Origin of the sequence: Roseovarius nitratireducens, from assembly GCF_002925845.1 — a bacterium.
Classification (GTDB): Bacteria; Pseudomonadota; Alphaproteobacteria; order Rhodobacterales; family Rhodobacteraceae; genus Roseovarius; species Roseovarius nitratireducens.
On record NZ_PDNI01000071.1, the window covers coordinates 37,964 to 53,694 of the forward strand.

The 15,731-nt window shown below is 69.2% G+C and carries 20 protein-coding genes; 4 read left to right on the forward strand and 16 right to left on the reverse strand.

Annotation, left to right across the window (positions count from 1 at the left end):
* Window positions 1-23: 23 nt before the first annotated feature.
* From flgH to CRJ03_RS15335, 8 genes are read right to left on the reverse strand one after another with little or no spacing between them, the layout of a single operon-like run.
* A complete protein-coding gene (gene flgH / locus CRJ03_RS15300) occupies window positions 24-758 on the reverse strand; it encodes a flagellar basal body L-ring protein FlgH (protein WP_104019741.1) in 735 nt (244 codons plus the stop codon).
* An 8-nt stretch (window positions 759-766) separates the two neighbouring features.
* On the reverse strand, window positions 767-1,183 hold the full coding sequence (gene flgA, locus CRJ03_RS15305) for a flagellar basal body P-ring formation chaperone FlgA (protein WP_104019742.1): 417 nt from the start codon (window positions 1,181-1,183) through the stop codon (window positions 767-769).
* A complete protein-coding gene (flgG, locus tag CRJ03_RS15310; RefSeq protein ID WP_104019743.1) occupies window positions 1,183-1,968 on the reverse strand; it encodes a flagellar basal-body rod protein FlgG in 786 nt (261 codons plus the stop codon). Before flgG ends, flgA begins: the two co-directional genes overlap by 1 nt.
* Window positions 1,969-1,985: 17 nt before the next feature.
* Window positions 1,986-2,699 carry a flagellar hook-basal body complex protein gene (locus CRJ03_RS15315; protein WP_104019744.1) on the reverse strand — a complete coding sequence of 238 codons (714 nt, stop codon included), beginning with the start codon at window positions 2,697-2,699 and terminating at the stop codon, window positions 1,986-1,988.
* A gap of 3 nt (window positions 2,700-2,702) precedes the next feature.
* Window positions 2,703-2,972: a flagellar biosynthetic protein FliQ gene (locus tag CRJ03_RS15320; RefSeq protein ID WP_104019745.1), complete on the reverse strand. Its 270-nt coding sequence runs from the start codon at window positions 2,970-2,972 to the stop codon at window positions 2,703-2,705.
* Between the two features lie 4 nt (window positions 2,973-2,976).
* Window positions 2,977-3,276, reverse strand: a complete 300-nt coding sequence (gene fliE, locus CRJ03_RS15325; RefSeq protein ID WP_104019746.1) for a flagellar hook-basal body complex protein FliE — start codon at window positions 3,274-3,276, stop codon at window positions 2,977-2,979.
* Between the two features lie 36 nt (window positions 3,277-3,312).
* A complete protein-coding gene (gene flgC / locus CRJ03_RS15330) occupies window positions 3,313-3,714 on the reverse strand; it encodes a flagellar basal body rod protein FlgC (RefSeq protein ID WP_104019747.1) in 402 nt (133 codons plus the stop codon).
* An 11-nt stretch (window positions 3,715-3,725) separates the two neighbouring features.
* Window positions 3,726-4,112, reverse strand: coding sequence for a FlgB family protein (locus CRJ03_RS15335; RefSeq protein ID WP_104019748.1), 387 nt, complete (start codon window positions 4,110-4,112; stop codon window positions 3,726-3,728).
* Between the two features lie 85 nt (window positions 4,113-4,197).
* Here CRJ03_RS15335 and CRJ03_RS15340 point away from each other — a divergent pair, with 85 nt between their 5' ends.
* Entirely contained in the window at window positions 4,198-5,580 is a 1,383-nt protein-coding gene (locus tag CRJ03_RS15340) for a FliI/YscN family ATPase (RefSeq protein WP_104019749.1), read from the forward strand.
* Window positions 5,581-5,880: 300 nt separating this feature from the next.
* Here the strand turns inward: CRJ03_RS15340 and CRJ03_RS15345 are convergent, their stop codons facing one another.
* The 6 genes from CRJ03_RS15345 to CRJ03_RS15370 form a co-directional block, all read right to left on the reverse strand.
* Window positions 5,881-6,681, reverse strand: a complete 801-nt coding sequence (locus CRJ03_RS15345) for a DUF1217 domain-containing protein (protein WP_240611695.1) — start codon at window positions 6,679-6,681, stop codon at window positions 5,881-5,883.
* Window positions 6,681-7,088, reverse strand: a complete 408-nt coding sequence (flbT, locus tag CRJ03_RS15350) for a flagellar biosynthesis repressor FlbT (protein WP_104019750.1) — start codon at window positions 7,086-7,088, stop codon at window positions 6,681-6,683. The genes CRJ03_RS15345 and flbT overlap by 1 nt, the downstream gene beginning before the upstream one ends.
* Window positions 7,085-7,459 (reverse strand): flagellar biosynthesis regulator FlaF, encoded by a 375-nt coding sequence (gene flaF, locus CRJ03_RS15355; RefSeq protein WP_104019751.1) that lies wholly within the window; start codon window positions 7,457-7,459, stop codon window positions 7,085-7,087. The genes flbT and flaF overlap by 4 nt, the downstream gene beginning before the upstream one ends.
* Window positions 7,460-7,539: 80 nt before the next feature.
* Complete coding sequence (locus CRJ03_RS15360; protein ID WP_104019924.1) at window positions 7,540-8,871, reverse strand: flagellin N-terminal helical domain-containing protein; 1,332 nt, start codon at window positions 8,869-8,871, stop codon at window positions 7,540-7,542.
* 209 nt (window positions 8,872-9,080) lie between these two features.
* On the reverse strand, window positions 9,081-9,440 hold the full coding sequence (locus tag CRJ03_RS15365) for a flagellar export chaperone FlgN (protein WP_104019752.1): 360 nt from the start codon (window positions 9,438-9,440) through the stop codon (window positions 9,081-9,083).
* A complete protein-coding gene (locus CRJ03_RS15370) occupies window positions 9,427-9,684 on the reverse strand; it encodes a rod-binding protein (RefSeq protein ID WP_104019753.1) in 258 nt (85 codons plus the stop codon). Before CRJ03_RS15370 ends, CRJ03_RS15365 begins: the two co-directional genes overlap by 14 nt.
* Window positions 9,685-9,833: 149 nt before the next feature.
* On the opposite strand from CRJ03_RS15370, the gene fliK reads away from it, so the two are divergent.
* Together fliK and CRJ03_RS15380 are read left to right on the forward strand one after the other, a co-directional pair.
* Window positions 9,834-11,774 carry a flagellar hook-length control protein FliK gene (gene fliK, locus CRJ03_RS15375; protein WP_104019754.1) on the forward strand — a complete coding sequence of 647 codons (1,941 nt, stop codon included), beginning with the start codon at window positions 9,834-9,836 and terminating at the stop codon, window positions 11,772-11,774.
* A gap of 12 nt (window positions 11,775-11,786) precedes the next feature.
* Complete coding sequence (locus CRJ03_RS15380; protein ID WP_104019755.1) at window positions 11,787-12,476, forward strand: flagellar hook capping FlgD N-terminal domain-containing protein; 690 nt, start codon at window positions 11,787-11,789, stop codon at window positions 12,474-12,476.
* A gap of 30 nt (window positions 12,477-12,506) precedes the next feature.
* On the opposite strand, the gene ubiB is transcribed toward CRJ03_RS15380, so the two are convergent.
* Window positions 12,507-14,039 carry a 2-polyprenylphenol 6-hydroxylase gene (gene ubiB, locus CRJ03_RS15385; protein ID WP_104019756.1) on the reverse strand — a complete coding sequence of 511 codons (1,533 nt, stop codon included), beginning with the start codon at window positions 14,037-14,039 and terminating at the stop codon, window positions 12,507-12,509.
* The gene (ubiE, locus tag CRJ03_RS15390) at window positions 14,036-14,779 is read right to left on the reverse strand and encodes a bifunctional demethylmenaquinone methyltransferase/2-methoxy-6-polyprenyl-1,4-benzoquinol methylase UbiE (RefSeq protein ID WP_104019757.1); all 744 of its coding nucleotides are present in this window, start codon (window positions 14,777-14,779) and stop codon (window positions 14,036-14,038) included. Before ubiE ends, ubiB begins: the two co-directional genes overlap by 4 nt.
* A gap of 96 nt (window positions 14,780-14,875) precedes the next feature.
* On the opposite strand from ubiE, the gene mutM reads away from it, so the two are divergent.
* Entirely contained in the window at window positions 14,876-15,727 is an 852-nt protein-coding gene (mutM, locus tag CRJ03_RS15395; RefSeq protein ID WP_104019758.1) for a bifunctional DNA-formamidopyrimidine glycosylase/DNA-(apurinic or apyrimidinic site) lyase, read from the forward strand.
* Window positions 15,728-15,731 lie beyond the last annotated feature (4 nt).

Below are 15,731 nucleotides of genomic sequence, written 5' to 3' on the forward strand. Positions count from 1 at the left end.
CTCTCGTCCTCCCAGGCGAACGCTCAGAACGGCAGGATCGCGTCCAGCACCTGCTGGCCGATGCGCGGCTGCTGGACATCGGTAATCTGGCCCCGCCCGCCATAGGAGACGCGCGCGGCGGCGATCTTGTCATGGGTGATCTCGTTTTGCCGGGAGATGTCCTCGGGACGTACGAACCCGCTCACGAGCAGCTCGCGCAGCTCGAAATTCACCCGCACCTCCTGCGAGCCACTGATCCGCAGGACACCATTGGGCAGCACATCGGTCACCGTCGCCGCGACCCTCAGGGTAAGCTCTTCGCTGCGGCTTACCGAGCCGTCCCCCCCGGAGCTGCCCGACGAGTTGATCCCGACGGCCCGCTCGAGGCTGGCGCCCTCGGGCAAGTCCTTGTCGATGCGCTGCGGGATGCCGAAGAGGTCGGGCACCGACAGGTTCTCCTCCGCGGTGCGGCGGCGCGCGGTGGCGTTCGATATCTCCGCCTCCTCGTCGATCTCGATCACCACGGTGAGGATGTCGCCGCGCCGCGCCGCGCGCCGGTCGCCCAGAAGCGATCTTCGCCCGCCGCTCCACAACGATGCCTCCCGCAAGGGCGCGCCGTTCCTCGCCTCCATCGGCAGGCCGGGATTGAGCATGGCGAGCTGTTCGCCGGCATTCTTGGTGGGCGTGAGGCCCGGCGGCCTGCCGATATGGTCGATCCGGGCGCAGCCCGCGAGAGCCAGCACAAAGAGGAGAACGTGCGAAATCGGTGGCGGGGTCATGCTCTCACCTATCGTGACACTTCGATCCGGCCCGACGCGGTGACGCGCCCGGTAACGGTGGCGCGCGACGAGAGGTTCATCACGCGCACGTATTCTCCAGGCCCGGCGCGCGCGAGCGCGCGCCCCTCGGTCTCGATCCGCAGCCCGCCGTGGACATAGGCGAGCGGCACCACCTGGTTGCGCTCGATCACCGCGGGCACGGCGATATCGCCCACCCGGATCGGGCGGCCCGGGTAGAGTGCTACGCGCGCCTCGCGCCCGATCACCTGGTCGAGGGCCACGCCCCCGGCAGGCGGACCCGCGCGCAGGATCACGTCCTCGGGCGCGATGATCTCCTGCGGGCGGATCACGCGCACCGGCTCGACTCGGTCGGCCCGCGCCGGCAGCGCGGCGATGAGGGCGAGGATCACGAGCGCCGTGCGCATCACCGCACCTGCGTCGTTGCCGCGAGCATCTGGTCGGCGGCGGTGATGACCTTGGCGTTGAGCTCGTAGCCGCGCTGCGCCTCGATCAGCTTGGTGATCTCGCGCACGGGATCGACCGAGCTGTCCTCGAGATAGCCGTGGCGGAGCGTGCCCAGCCCGTCCTGCCCGGCCGTGCTGACATTGGGCGGCCCCGACGCCTCGGTCTCCTGGAACAGGTTGCCGCCGATCGCCTCGAGCCCCTTGGCATTGGCGAAGCCCACGAGGTTGAGTTGACCGATGGGCTGGGCCGCCGCAGCTTCGTCAAAGAAGGCGAAGACCTCGCCCTCGGGATTGATTGACAGGCTGCGCGCGTCATCGGGGATGGCGATCTCCGGGGCCACCGGGAAGCCGTCGGAGGTGACGATCAGCCCGTCGGCGGACCGCTGGAGCCCGCCATCGCGGGTATAGGCGGCCTGGCCCGAGGGCAGCGTCACCTCGAGGAACCCGGCACCGTCGATGGCCACGTCGAGATCGCCATTGGTCTCGCGCAGCGAGCCTTGCGACAGGTGGACCGAGATCGCCGAGGGGCGCACGCCGAGCCCGAGCTGCACCCCGGTGGGCAGCACCGAGCCGTCGGCGGCGCTGATCGTGCCTGCGCGGGACATCTGCTGGTAGTGCAGGTCGGCGAATTCGGCGCGGCGCGCGTTGTAGCCGGTGGTGGACATGTTCGCGAGGTTGTTTGATATTGTCTCCACGCGCATCTGCTGGGCGGCCATGCCGGTCGCGGCGATCTTGAGAATTCGCATGTCGTGGCTCCCTTGGGTCAGCGGGTGAAGGTGTCGAGCGCGTCTCTCACGCGCTGGTTTTCGGTCTCGAGAAAGCTCTGGCCCATCTCGTAGGCGCGCTGGACCTCGATGAGCCGCGCGATCTGCGTCATCGGTTCGACATTTGAGCCCTCGAGAAAGCCCTGCACGATTCGGCCTTCGAGCATCGGCTCGACCCCGGCGAGAGCCTCGTAGAGGTTGCCGCCCGCGCGGGAGAGCGCGGCATCTCCCGCCGGACGGAACAGCCCGAGCTGCGCGAGCGGTTTCCCGTTGCCGCTCAGCGTGCCGTCGGCGGCAAGCCCCGGTGTGCGGATGTCGGGTGGAACGAAAACCGGCGCGCCGCCGGCGTCGAGCACGCGAAATCCGTCGGCGGTCACGAGATCGCCGTTGGCCGACAGCGAGAACGCCCCGGCGCGGGTCAGCCGCTCGCCCGCGGGTGTCTCGACGAGAAAGAACCCCTCGCCCTCGATCGCGAAATCGAACGGCCCGCCGGTCTGGGCGAGCGGGCCCTGCGCGCGCGACGTGACGGGGATGTTGCCGCGCGTCATCGACAGCGAGGGTCCATCCCCGGCGCGGCGCACGAATTCCGAGAACACCAGCCCCTCGGCGCGGTAGCCGGTGGTCGCGGCATTGGCGATGTTGTTTGCCACGATCTGCATTTCGCGCATCAACCCGGACTGGCGGGTGAGCGTGGCATATCCTGCGGCTTCCATGTTTCAGCCTCCGATGATGAGCGGCACGAGCCGGTCCTGGAAAAAGGTCACGAGCGTCTGTGTCATGAAGCCCATGCTGAGCCAGAAGGTGACGACGATCGCGCCAAGCTTGGGCACGAATGTGAGCGTCAGTTCCTGGATCGAGGTCAGCGCCTGGAACAACCCCACGAGCAGCCCCGCGAGCAGCGCGACCGCGAGGATCGGCAGCGACACGATCACCGAGACCCAGAGCCCCTCGCGCAGCGTGTCGTAGAAGAGGATTTCGTCCCCCATCGGCTCAGACCGGCATCCGCAGGATTTCCTGGTAGGCCTCCACCACGCGGTCGCGGACCGTCACGGCGGTCTCCACCGCGAGTTCGGTTTGTACCAGCGCCTGCACGAGCGAATGCGGATCGGCCTCGCCGGTCATGGCGGCGATGGCGGTGTCTTCGCCCTCGCGCAGTGTGGCGGCGAAATCGCGCGCGAGCGCCGCTGCCGACGGGGTGGCCTCGCCGACGGTTTCTTCGGTGGGCCCGGGCTGTGTGGCGCGGCGCAGGTCGGCATAGCCCTGCGTGGCTGTGAGTGCGGTGATATCCATTCTGGATCTCCTCTGGTCATGGTCGGCGGCGGCGGGTCACCGGCGCAGCAGGTCCATCAGGCCCGACGACATTTGCCGCGCCTGGTCGAACATCTTGAGATTGGCCTCGTAGCTGCGCTGCGCCTCGCGCGCGTCGGCCATCTCGATCATCAGGTTCACGTTGGAGCTGTCATAGTGGCCGGTCGCGTCGGCGAGCGGATGCGCGGGATCGTAGACCTGGCGCAGCGGGCCCTGATCGAGCCGGACGGCGCCGGGCGTCACGCCGCCTGGCGCCGTTCCCGCGTCGGGATCGCCGCGAGCGGACTCGAAGGCGACGGTCTTGCGCCGGTAACCGGGCGTGTCGGCATTGGCGATGTTCTCGGCGACGTGGCGCAGCCGCTGCGCCTGTGCCCGGAGCCCGCTCGAAGAAAGTGACAGCGCGCTGGAAAACTCGCTCATCTCCCGCCCTCCTAGTTGCGACCGATGGCGGCGCGCAGCACGCTGAGCCCGGACCGATAGATTGCGAGGGCGCGGTCGTGCTGACGCTTGACCTCGACGCCGCGCAGCATCTCGGTCTCGAGCGCCACGGAATTACCGTTAGGGTCGCGCACCGCGTCCCGGTCGATCCGAGGCTCGAAGCCGGGGCCGGTGAGGCTGCCGTTGAGGTGGCCCGGGCGCGTGGCGCGGGGGGCAAAGCGCGCATCGCCCTCGATATGGACCGCGAAGGGCGCGATATCGCGCGCGCCGTAACCGGGCGTGTCGGCATGGGCCATGTTCCGCGCCACCACCGCCTGCCGGGCACCGGCATGGCGGGCCATTGCATGCGACAGGCGGAACAGGTCGATTTCTTCGAGCATCGGGCTTCTCCCTCGCTTGGCTTCAATCAAGGCTTAACCCTGATTCGTTTAGAAATGGTTCCCGAGAGATGAGGAGCGCGCACGGATGAGCCAGACCGGGATCGCAGGGATGCAGGCCGAGATTTCCGCGCTCAGCGTGGCGCATGCGGTGGGCCGCGTGGTCGCGGTGCAGGGCGGTGTGCTGCGCGTGAGCGGGCTGTCGGGGACGGCGCGGCTCGGTGACCGGGTGCGCGTGGCTTCGCGCGGTGGCGATACGCTCACCGGCGAGGTGCTGCAGCTCGACGCTGCCGCGATCCTCGTGCTGCCCGACGCCGCCGCCGAAGGCGTGGCGCTGGGTGATCGGGTGCGGCTGCTTGGTGCGCCCGGCATCGCGCCCTCGGACGACTGGATCGGGCGGGTGATCGACCCGTTCGGCGCCCCGCTCGACGGTCGTCCGCTCTTGCGTGGGCCGCGCCTGCGGCCGTTGCGCGCGGCGCCGCCTGATCCCGCCACGCGCCATCCGCTTGGGCCCCGGCTCGAAACCGGAATGGCGGTGTTCAACACGCTGCTGCCGGTCGTGCGTGGGCAACGGATCGGCTTGTTCGCAGGCTCGGGCGTTGGCAAGTCGATGCTGCTCGGTCATCTGGGGCGGCATATGCAGGCCGACGTGGTGGTCGTGGCACTGATCGGCGAGCGCGGGCGCGAGCTGGGCGAATTCGTGCGCGAGGTGCTGGGTCCCGAGGGGATGCGGCGCGCTGTGATTGTCGCGGCCACCTCGGATCGCTCGCCGCTGGTGCGGCGGCGCTGCGCCTGGACGGCGATGGCCGTGGCCGAGCATTTCCGCGAAGCCGGGCGGCAGGTGCTGCTCCTGGCCGATTCGATCACCCGCTTTGCCGAGGCGCATCGAGAGGTGGCCACGGCGGCGGGCGAGATGCCTGCGCTGCGCGGCTTCCCGGCCTCGACCTCGCACGCCATCATGTCGTTGTGCGAGCGGGCCGGGCCCGGGGCAGGGGAGGCGGGCGATATCACCGCGCTCTTCACCGTGCTGGTCGCCGGATCGGACATGAACGAGCCGGTGGCCGACATCCTGCGCGGGGTGCTCGACGGGCACGTGGTGCTCGACCGCGAGATCGCCGAGCGCGGGCGCTACCCGGCGATCGATGCGCTGCGCTCGGTGTCCCGCAGCCTGCCGCGCGCGGCGAGCGAGGAGGAGAACGCGATGATCTCGCGGGCGCGCAGCCTGCTGGGCTGCCACGCGCGGTCCGAGACGATGCTGCGCGCGGGGCTCTATGCCGAGGGCAGTGACCCGGGCCTCGACCAGGCAATCCGCGTCTGGCCCGAACTCGACGCATTTCTCGCCGCGACCGAGCCGGGCGATATTGCCAACAGCTTCGCGCGGCTTTCGGTCATCCTGCGGCGCGCGGGCGGGCCGGGTGGCGGGCAGGGCACGGGCCGGGTGGCGCGGCCCGGTGCGGTGGAGGGGCCCTGAGCCGCGGCCCCGCACCGCGAGCATCCTGCGCCATGCCCGCGTATCCGTCCGCGCGTTCGGTGCCGCACGTGTCCCGTGCCCTTGCCGCGCGCGCCCCGCGCCATGCCTGTGCTGTACCCCGCGCGCCCCGCACTCCGCGCTGTGCCTTGCGTGCGCCGCAATCCGCCCCCCTGGTCCCGCGCCGCACTGCAAACTCCCGGCCCGTTATCCGGCGGGCCGCGGGCTGCGGCGCGGGTTTCGATCAGGGCGGGCACGGAGGGTGATGGTACTCGGCCCCGGGGGGGCCTGCGCGCCCGGGCGTCAGAACAGGCGTGGGGCCGATTGCAGCAGCGTCAGCGCGATTGTTTGCGAGGAACTGGCGGCGAAGCCCGCAATCTGGTCGCGAAGAAGGAATTGCCGGATGAGCCCCTCGCGCAGGCTGTCATCGGCGAGGTCCCTCGGCGAGCCGATATCGAGTCGCCGGGACGCGACGGATCGCAGCTCGACGAGTTGCCGGTCGAGATCGAGCTGGGCGAAGCTCTGCGGCAGGCCGAGCGCAACCTCGAAGGTCTGGCGCAGCGGCGGTGTCCCGAGGATGCGAAACCACAGCGCGTTGTCGGAGCCGTCTTCTGCCGCGAGCGCGACCAACTCGCGGTCGGCATTGAGTGCAAGGCGTAACGCGCCGTCTTGCTCACCCACCGCGGCCTCGAACTCCCGTCGGCGGAACTGATCAACGATGCGCTCGGCGAAGCCGGGTGGCGGCGGCCCGCTCCGGTCGCCGGAGAGAAAGCCGAACGCGTCCGCGAAGGCGCGGTAGCGATCATCGGCCAACCGGTTGGCCAGCGCCTTCCGCGATCCGGTCCCCTGCTCGATGATCGCCCGCACGAAGGCGCGACTGTCGATGTCGTCTTGCAGGCCGAACGCCCCAAGCGCGACCCGCAGCAGGCGCCGGTCCGAGACGAGATCGTCGGCGCTCTCCGTCCCGGCAATGGATTGCAGGAAATGATCGGTGTCGCGCTGCAGGGCGGGGGCTGCGTTGAACAGCGTTGTTTGCCGCTCGATCGTGCGGCTCAGTAGCGTCCAGCCCGGCAGGCCGCCCAGGGGAATGACCGGCGTGAACATCAGGCGCTCTTGCGGTGTGCGAGCAAGCGGTCCTCGCGCGGCAGGAGCGCGCGCAGCGCCTTGAGGCAGCGATAGTGCTCGGCTTCGAAGAGCGCCGACCCGGCCTGCGCGAGCAGGGCGCGGCTGTCGGGGTCGCGCAGTACCTGGCTGAGCTCCTCGATGCGGTGCAAGAGCTGGTGGTGCATGTCTTCCGGCGCGGCATCTCCGGACAGCACGAGCTGCGCGGCATAGCAGGCGCGCCGCACTGGCGTCGTCGCCTCGGTCGGGTGGATGGCGTCGCGCAGACGCAGGATGCGTGCGTCCGGGGTCACGATCGACAGGCGCGCCCGGCGGTCGCCGTTCTCGATCACCGCGCCGTTGACGAGCACACGCTCCCGCGGGCCGAGCTTGAGGACCAGCCCGCTCATGTCGCACCGTCCGTGCCGGCCAGCCCGCGCATCACCGCGATGTTCACTTCGATCAGCGGGTCGGGCGACGCGCCTTCGCGCAAGACCTTGCCGCTATGGACCCGGGTGAATTCGCCAAGATAGACGAGGCGCGCCCGCAGGGCAGGCGGGAGCGCGTTGGCCGGGTCCACGACGTCGGCGACGAGAATCGTCCAGAGCCGCCGGTTGTCGTGGATCGCCGCGGCGAGGGCCGGCATGTCCTTGCCGATCGCGACGGCGGATTTGAGGCGGTGCGTGATGCGCGCGAACGTGCGGTACTCGGTGGCGCGCGGTGTGTGGACGGCACCGGCCTCCGCGCCATAGGCGGCTTGTGCCTGCAGGGTCTTGTTCACGTCTTGTCCTTTCGTGGGGACGGTGCGGGATGGGGATCAAGCATCGGGTCAGGGGCGCCGGGCGGGCGCCCCTGCAAGGGTTACCTGAACAGCGACAGGATCGCCTGCGGTGCCTGGTTTGCGATCGAGAGCGATTGCGTGGCGAGCTGCTGCTGCACCTGCAGCGCCTGCAGCCGCGCCGACGCTTCCTCGAGATCGGCATCGACGAGCGAGCCGATGCCGGAGGTGAGCGAATCGGTCAGCTTGCCGACGAATTCGGATTGCGTGGCAATTCGCCCTTCTGCCGAGCCGAAGGCCGCGGCGGCGTCGACCGACTTCTGGATCAGGCTCTCGATCGTGTTGAGCGCGCCGGTGGCCCCGGCATCGGTGGTGACGTCCACGTTCTGCAACGCACCAAGCCCGCCGCTTGCCGCCGACGAGCCCGGCGTGCCGCCGGTCTGTGCGCGCAGGCCGATATCGAGGTTGGCGTTGCTCGTGCCCGCGTCCCCGTTGGTGATCGTGATCTGGTTGTTGCTCACCGTGGCCGAGAGCTTCAGCGAGGAATCGGTCGCGGCCTCGAAGAAGGTATTGATCTGGTTGGCTAGGTTGCTGGCAACATCCGCCGTGCCATCGGTTGCACTGGCCACGAACTGGAAGGTGCGCTGCCCGGTCGCGGTGCCGCCTCCGGCCACGTTCACCGGGACGTTGCCGAGGTCGATCTGAAAGCTGTCGCCCGCCGCCACCTGACCGATGGTGATGACCTCGCTCGTGTTGTTGGCGATTGAGGCGTTGGACGTCCCGCCGTCGATGGTGGCGGTATCGTTAAAGACGGTCGTCGAGCCGGCACTGTCGATCAGGGCCGAGGCCGCAGCCGCATCCGCCAGGTCAGTGGTCCCGAAGGCCTGTGCCGTGACGGGTGTGGTCACCGACAGGTTCTGCCGCGCGACCTCGATCTGGCTGGCCGACACGTTGCCCGAGGCATCGCGATCCAGAGACGCGAGGATGTTGATGGCGTCCGTACTGCTCCCATCGACGAGGTTCAGCCCGTTGAACTGCGCCGCGCCCACGACCGAGCCGATCTGCTTGGTCAACTCGTCAATATCGATCTGGATCTTGGAGCGGTCGACATTCTGCTCTTGCGCGGCGACGATCTGGCCTTTGACCTTGGTCAGAAGATCGGTGACGGTTTCAGCGGCCTGCCGTCCGACCGCGACGGTGGATTCACCCAGCGAGAGGCTGTCGGAGATGGCCCTGAACCCGCTGACATCCGATTCCATCACCTTGGAGATGGCGAACACGGCGGCGTTGTCCTTGGCAGTCGCCACCTCCTTGCCGGTCGAGATCACATCCTGCGTCCGGGCGAGGCTGGAATTCACCGATTGCAGGGTCTGGAGCGCGACCATCGCGCTGTTGTTGGTCAGGATACTGGACATGGTATTTTCCTCATGACTGCGACGCGTTTGCGCCGGTTGAAAGGCCGCCATTGCGGGTGGCCGGGCGCGTCATTCTGACGTTTGCGGCCGCCCACCTCCGGGTCCGGCCGCGCCATCTCATCGCGAGTGCCCGTCCAGATTTGCCCGGCAGTTGCTAATGGAGTGCTAATCGCCCCCGGTGATTTCGCGCGCATTTGAGACAAATCCGGTCATGCCCGGCGTTCGACCTTGTGCGACAGGATGCCCGCGATGGTCGTCTTGCGGCCCTGGGGGTCGTAGGTCTCCATCGTGCCGCGCAGGCGGCGATAGGCCGAGAGCCGCCCCGCCGCGAGGCGGATGCCCTGAAGCGTGCCGTCGAGCAGTGCCTGGTTGCGCCGCGCCGTATCGCCGAGGTGCCGCAGGGCCTCGAGCGCCTTGGGCTCAAGGCGCCCGAGCTCTTCTGCGAGCGCCTCCTTTTTCCGGGCCAGCGCGGCCAGCGCGTGCAAATCGCCCGACAAGAGCGCTGCGCGTTCGCGTGCGAGCAACGAATCGAGCCGGGTGTGAAGGTCGTCGGGGTCAGGCGCTGTCATGGGCCGTCTCCTTCATGGCTGCTTCGATCATGTCAGCAAGGCCGATCCCGCCCTTGTTCACGATCTCGCGCGCGACAGCCTCGCGGTGAAACGAGGCGAACTGGCTCTCGCCCGTGCTTCCGCTGAAGTTGTTGTCCTGCTCGCCGAGGCCGGTGGCCTTGAGCATTTCCGCCAGAAAGCTGGCCTCGAGCGCCTCGGCGGCGGCGCGTCGGGCGGTGTCCGGGCCGGGCGGGGCGGTGTCCATGTGGGGGGTCGAAAACGATGGAGCAGAGAGCATGGCATTACCTCGAATTGTTGGAATTTCACCCCATCAAACCGCAAAGCCGTAAAGAACCGGTAACCGAATTCTGCGAGGTTCCAATGCGCAACGGATATCGGACGGGGTAAAGGCGCATGATGACTTTCACAGGGTTCAGCGGTGGATCGTCCGGGCCGGTACCGGCGACGACCGGCGTTGTGGCGCGGCCCGGTGCCGCCACGTCCTCTCCCGGTGCGGGCCGTGCCTTTGCTGCGGTCATGGGCGCGGGTGGGGCCGACGGATCGGACGCGCCGGATGCGCCCGTGCCCGACATGGCGACCGGGGGTGACGGGCCCTTTGCCGCGGCGGGCGCCGCCGCGCCGGGGCCTGCCACGTCGGGGATGAGGCGCGTGACTGCCACAGTGCCGGGTAACAGTCAGGGTGCGGATGGGGCCGATGACGCGGAGACCGCGATCGTGGCTGCCCCCGGCGATAGCGACGCGATGCCGTCATTGGGGGTGATGCCACAGGTTGACGCGGCGCAGCGGGTCGGGACCGCGCCGCCGCATGACGCAACGTTGGCGGACGCCACCGCGCGCCACATCGCGACGCCAACGCCTGCATCGCACCACGCGCAGGCGCCCCCGTCCACCACCGCCATGCAGGCACCGGCCCGCTTGCCCGAACAGGGCGGGGAGGGCGCGGGCTCGGGTGAACGACCGCAGGACAGCGGCCCCGTCGCCCGGCCTGGGCAAGGGGGGGCACCGGACGTGCGATCCGTTGCAATAGCTTCTCCGCGCGGCACGGCCGTTCCTGATGGGCGTGCCGCAGCGATGGAGGCCGGTGGCACCGCGCCCGGCGCGCCCGAAACGCCGGACACACCCGATGCGTCCGTCACGTCCGCGCGGCCCCGGCTGCCCCTCGCTGCCGACGCGCCCGATGCGTCGCGACCGGCCCTCGTCGCTACGCCAAACCGGGGGTCCGCTGCGCAGGCCGCGGTTGCCGTTACGGCACAGGCCCGGGCCACACTGCCGCAGTCCCCGGCCCGCGTACCCGGATCGGGCGAAGAGGGTGTCGGGTCCACGACGCGCGCCACGAAGGTCGGGTCCGCTGCCCTGCCGGGGCAGGGGGCGGCGCAAGAGGCACGGCAGATCGCGGTGTCCGCTCCGCGTGTCCCGGCCGTTTCCGACGGGGGAGGCCAGTCACAACATGCAGGAGGTGATGGTCCTGATTTTCCTGCCCAGCCGCGGAAGTCGCTGGCCGCGCCAATGCTTGCACCGGCGGGGCGTGCGTCCCCCGCGCCTGCCGCATCTGTGCCGCAGGCTGCCGTCGCGGTGCAGCCCGTGGCACCACCACTCCTGTCATTAGCCCCCGCGCCAGCCCCGATCATCCCTGCCGAGGGCAAGAGATCGGCGCCACTCGTCGCATCTTCCGCCCCGAAAGGGCGCCTTGACGCGCCACGCGCTTCCGGGCCACGCGCCGCGCCCGCACTCCCGGTCGTCGCCGTCGCCCTGCCGCCGCTTGGTGCACCGTTGCAGGCCGATGCCTCCACGGCCTTCGCCGCCGCGATGCGGATCGCCCTGGACCTTACGGGCCACGCCGATCCGACCCTCGCCGCGTCCGACCAAGACGTCTCGGCGCCGCAGGCCCCCTCTCTTGCGCCGCCAGCGCCACAGGGTGCTGCGGCGCAAGATATCCCCCGGCAGATCGCGCTTCGGATCGCTCATGCGGCGGCGGGTGCGGCCGGCGCCGGGCGCGGCACGATCGAGCTCAGCCTCAGCCCCGAGGAGCTTGGCCGCGTCCGCCTGCGCCTGCATCCCTCCGAGGGCGGACTCAGCGTGACGATCACCGCCGACCGTCCCGAGACGCTCGACCTCATGCGCCGCAACATCGACCTGCTGGCACGCGAATTCCTCGAGATCGGATACGAGGGCGCGCAGTTCGATTTTGCACAGGGCGGGCCGGGCGCAGATGCCGATCCCGGTGCGCCCGACCTTGCGCCCGCTCCCGCGCTTGCCGCCCCGCCGCCCGACACCGCGCGGCCCTCGCAAGCGGCGCTGCTCATGCTGGGAGACCGGCTCGATATCAGGCTCTAGAAAGGACAGATCATGGAACCATTGACAGGCATCGCCCCCGCTCCGGCCGCGCCCGCACCCGTGGCGCCTTCCACCGCGGACGGGGCCGAGACCGGAGGCAACAGCGCGCTCAGTTCGGATTTCGAGACGTTCCTGCGGATGCTGACCACGCAATTGCAGAACCAGGATCCCCTCAACCCCGTCGATTCTGCCGATTTCGCGGTGCAGCTCGCCACCTTCTCCTCGGTCGAGCAACAAGTGCAGACGAACGAGTTGCTGACCGGCCTCGGCTCGCAGATGGCGACGCTCGGCATGGCGCAGTTTCCGGGCTGGATCGGGCTCGAGGCCGAGGTGCGCGCGGCAGTGCAGTTCACCGGCGATCCGGTGGAGGTCGAGGTGGCCGTCGATCCGAACGCCGACACCGCCGAACTGGTCGTCACCAATGCGCAAGGGGCCGTGGTGGCACGGTCTGCACTGCCCGCCGAGAGCGGCCCGCTACTGTGGGAAGCGCGCGATCAGCAAGGTCAGCCGCTGCCGGAGGGCAGCTATACGCTCTCGGTGCTGTCGCTCATCGCGGGCGAGACGGTCGCAAGCCACGACGTGCACATGCGCAGCCGCGTTGCCGAGGCGCGGCTCGACGACGGCGAGGTGCGCCTCGTGCTGGATAACGGGCAGAGCGTTACCCCCGATGAGGTGATCGGCCTGCGTCCGCCGCCAGTTTGATCCGCGCACCGCGCGACCGCACCCGGAGCCCTAGAACAGCGCCATCCCCAGCAGCGCGGCTCCTGCGCCCAGCGCGATGCCCGCCGCGCCCCAAAAAAGCCGTCCCGGCCAGCGGCGCGGTGGCGTGGTTGTCTCCGGGGCTGCCTGCCTGATCAGTGCCGCCTCGACGAGGCCGGGCAGGCGCGGGCCGTAGCGCGACAGCACCATGGCTGTGCGCCCCAGGTCGCGCAGAGCCGCACGCGGGCCCATCTCGCCGCGGATGTAATCCTCCACCACGGGCCGCGCGACCTGCCAGATGTTGATCTGCGGATCGAGCGAGCGTGCCACGCCTTCGACCACCACCATAGTGCGTTGCAACAGGATCAGCTCGGTGCGTGTCTCCATGCCGAACCGCTCGGTCACTTCGAAGAGATAGCTCAGCAGGCTGCCCATCGAGATGCGGCTCGCGTCCATGCCGAAGATCGGCTCGCCCACCGCGCGCAACGCGCGGGCAAAGGCGTCCACGTCCTGATCGCGCGGCACGTAACCGGCCTCGAAATGCACCTCGGCCACCCGGCGGTAATCGCGCTTGATGAAGCCGTAGAGGATCTCGGCATAGACGCGGCGGGTATATTCGTCGATATGGCCCATGATCCCGAAATCATAGGCGAGGATGTCGCCATTCGCGGCCACCTTGAGGTTGCCCTGGTGCATGTCGGCATGAAAATACCCGTCGCGCAGCGCGTGGCTGAGAAAAAGCTGCAGCACCCGCGCCGCCAGCGCCACCCGGTCGTGCCCAGCCGCGTCGAGCGCGGCATTGTCGCCCAACGGCACACCATCGGCCCATTCCATCGTCATCACCCGGCGCGAGGACAGGTGCCAGCGCACGTCAGGCAGCCGAAACCCCTCGTCCGCGCCGGTATTGGCCGCGAATTCCGAGGCCGAGGCCGCCTCGAGCCGCAGGTCAAGCTCGGCCGTCACAACGCCGTCGAAATGCGCGATCACATCCGTAGGCCGCAGCCGCCGCGCGCCCGGGGCCAGCACCTCGACCATGCGGGCGGCGAAATAGAAGGCGTCGATATCGCGGCGAAACGCCCGCTCGATCCCCGGGCGCAGCACCTTGATGGCCACGGTCTCGCCGTCTTCGCGCAGCCGCGCCTTGTGCACCTGGGCGATCGAGGCCGCGGCCACCGGCGGGCTGAAATCGTCGAACATCTCGTCCACCGGACGGCCCAGCTCGGCGGCGATACTGGCCTTGGCGGTGTCGAGGGGAAAGGGCGGCAGCTTGTCCTGCAGCACGCGTAGCTGCGCCGCCAGTTCCTCGCCCACGAGATCGGGTCGCGTGCTGAGGATTTGGCCGAACTTGATATAGGCGGGGCCCAGCGCCGTGAGCGCGCGCACCGCAGGCGGCATCGTGGCGTCGCCCGGGTAGCCCAGCCACTGAAACGGCCAGGCGAGCGTGCGCATCGTCGCACGCACCAGCGGCGGTGCCTCGAACGCCTCCATGATGAGGCCCATCGCGCCGGTGCGCTCGAGCGTTGCGCCGGTGCGGATGAGCCGCAGGATATTGTGCGGCCCCCTCAAATCTTCCAACCCGAATGCAGGCAGGCGATACCCATGCTCAGATTACGGTACTTCGCGTTGGCAAAGCCCGCGTCGCGCACCATGCCGAGGAACGTTTCCTGGTCGGGAAAGCGGCGGATCGATTCCACCAGGTATTGATAGCTGTCGCGATCATTCGCGATCGCCTGCCCCAGCCGCGGGATGATGTTGAAGGAATAGAGGTCATAGACCTTTTGCATCAGCTCGTTGGGGATCTGGCTGAATTCCAGCACCATGAGCCGCCCGCCGGGGCGCAGCACGCGAAACGCCTCGGCAAGCGCGTCCTCGGGGCGGGTCACGTTGCGGATGCCAAAGCTGATCGTGTAGACGTCGAAACTGTTGTCGTCGAAGGGCAGCGCCATCGCGTCGCCCACCACCCAGTCGAGGCTCTGGGCCAGCGCCTCCGCCTCGGCGCGCCTGCGCCCTTCCACCAGCATCTCTTCGGTCAGGTCGAGCACGGTGGCATGGCCTTGCCCCGCGCGCTTGAGAAACCGGAACGAAATGTCGCCGGTGCCCCCCGCCACGTCCAGCAGCCGCTGACCTGGCCGCGGCGCGAGCCAGTCCATCATGGCGTCCTTCCAGACCCGGTGAATCCCGAAGGACATGGCGTCGTTCATCACGTCGTATTTCGACGCCACCGAGCCAAAGACCCCGCGCACGCGCCCCGCCTTCTCCGATTCGGGTACCTCCTGGTATCCGAAATGCGTGGTTTTCTCGCTCATCGCCTGCCCCGGCTCTTGCCGTTTGTGTCCCTCGCCCTTCTTATAGGGCGCTCACCGGGGGTGACAATGCGCCCCTTTCACGCGCCGAGGTGCCCGATGCCCGAATTGCCCGAGGTCGAAACCGTGCGACGCGGCCTTGCGCCCGTGATGGAAGGAGACGTGATTGCGCGTGCGCGCGTCAATCGCCCCGACCTGCGCTGGCCGTTTCCACCGGACATGGCCGCGCGTCTCACCGGCGCCCGCGTGCTGGCGCTGCGGCGGCGGTCGAAATACCTGCTGGCCGATCTCTCTACGGGCGAGACGCTGCTCGTGCACCTGGGCATGTCGGGGCGGATGCTTGTCTCGGGCGATACGCTGGGCCGCTTCGTGCATGACCATCCTGCCCCGGAAAAGCACGACCATGTCGTGATCGACATGGAGAACCGAGCGCGTATCACCTTCAACGACCCGCGCCGCTTTGGCGCGATGGACCTGATGGCGACCGCGGTTGTCGAGGCGCACCCGCTGCTGGCGCGGCTGGGGCCCGAGCCCCTGGGCAATGCCTTTCACGAGACGCATCTCACCGCTGCGCTCGCCGGGCGCCGCACGCCCGTCAAGGCGGCGCTGCTCGACCAGAGAATCGTCGCGGGGCTGGGAAATATCTACGCCTGCGAGGCGCTTTTTCGCGCCCGCATCTCGCCACGGCGACTGGCAGGCAACCTCGGGCCCCGCCGCATCGCCCGGCTTGTCCCCGCGATCCGCGACGTGCTCCGTGACGCCATCGCGGCGGGGGGCTCGTCGCTGCGCGACTACCGGCAGGCCGATGGCGAACTGGGTTATTTCCAGCACGCCTTTGACGTCTACGGGCGCGAGGGCGCGCCCTGTCACGGCCCCGGCTGCGACGCGCAAATCGCCCGTATCGTGCAGTCCGCCCGGTCGAGCTTCTACTGCCCGCGCTGCCAAAGATAGGTTG

Excerpts from the sequence above, each read along its gene's own strand:
- flgH (WP_104019741.1), bottom strand. The coding sequence starts at position 758 with ATGACCCCGCCACCGATTTCGCACGTTCTCCTCTTTGTGCTGGCTCTC.
- flgA (WP_104019742.1), bottom strand. The coding sequence starts at position 1,183 with ATGCGCACGGCGCTCGTGATCCTCGCCCTCATCGCCGCGCTGCCGGCG.
- flgG (WP_104019743.1), bottom strand. The coding sequence starts at position 1,968 with ATGCGAATTCTCAAGATCGCCGCGACCGGCATGGCCGCCCAGCAGATG.
- CRJ03_RS15315 (WP_104019744.1), bottom strand. The coding sequence starts at position 2,699 with ATGGAAGCCGCAGGATATGCCACGCTCACCCGCCAGTCCGGGTTGATG.
- CRJ03_RS15320 (WP_104019745.1), bottom strand. The coding sequence starts at position 2,972 with ATGGGGGACGAAATCCTCTTCTACGACACGCTGCGCGAGGGGCTCTGG.
- fliE (WP_104019746.1), bottom strand. The coding sequence starts at position 3,276 with ATGGATATCACCGCACTCACAGCCACGCAGGGCTATGCCGACCTGCGC.
- flgC (WP_104019747.1), bottom strand. The coding sequence starts at position 3,714 with ATGAGCGAGTTTTCCAGCGCGCTGTCACTTTCTTCGAGCGGGCTCCGG.
- CRJ03_RS15335 (WP_104019748.1), bottom strand. The coding sequence starts at position 4,112 with ATGCTCGAAGAAATCGACCTGTTCCGCCTGTCGCATGCAATGGCCCGC.
- CRJ03_RS15340 (WP_104019749.1), top strand. The coding sequence starts at position 4,198 with ATGAGCCAGACCGGGATCGCAGGGATGCAGGCCGAGATTTCCGCGCTC.
- CRJ03_RS15345 (WP_240611695.1), bottom strand. The coding sequence starts at position 6,681 with ATGTTCACGCCGGTCATTCCCCTGGGCGGCCTGCCGGGCTGGACGCTA.
- flbT (WP_104019750.1), bottom strand. The coding sequence starts at position 7,088 with ATGAGCGGGCTGGTCCTCAAGCTCGGCCCGCGGGAGCGTGTGCTCGTC.
- CRJ03_RS15360 (WP_104019924.1), bottom strand. The coding sequence starts at position 8,871 with ATGTCCAGTATCCTGACCAACAACAGCGCGATGGTCGCGCTCCAGACC.
- CRJ03_RS15365 (WP_104019752.1), bottom strand. The coding sequence starts at position 9,440 with ATGACAGCGCCTGACCCCGACGACCTTCACACCCGGCTCGATTCGTTG.
- CRJ03_RS15370 (WP_104019753.1), bottom strand. The coding sequence starts at position 9,684 with ATGGACACCGCCCCGCCCGGCCCGGACACCGCCCGACGCGCCGCCGCC.
- fliK (WP_104019754.1), top strand. The coding sequence starts at position 9,834 with ATGATGACTTTCACAGGGTTCAGCGGTGGATCGTCCGGGCCGGTACCG.
- CRJ03_RS15380 (WP_104019755.1), top strand. The coding sequence starts at position 11,787 with ATGGAACCATTGACAGGCATCGCCCCCGCTCCGGCCGCGCCCGCACCC.
- ubiE (WP_104019757.1), bottom strand. The coding sequence starts at position 14,779 with ATGAGCGAGAAAACCACGCATTTCGGATACCAGGAGGTACCCGAATCG.
- mutM (WP_104019758.1), top strand. The coding sequence starts at position 14,876 with ATGCCCGAATTGCCCGAGGTCGAAACCGTGCGACGCGGCCTTGCGCCC.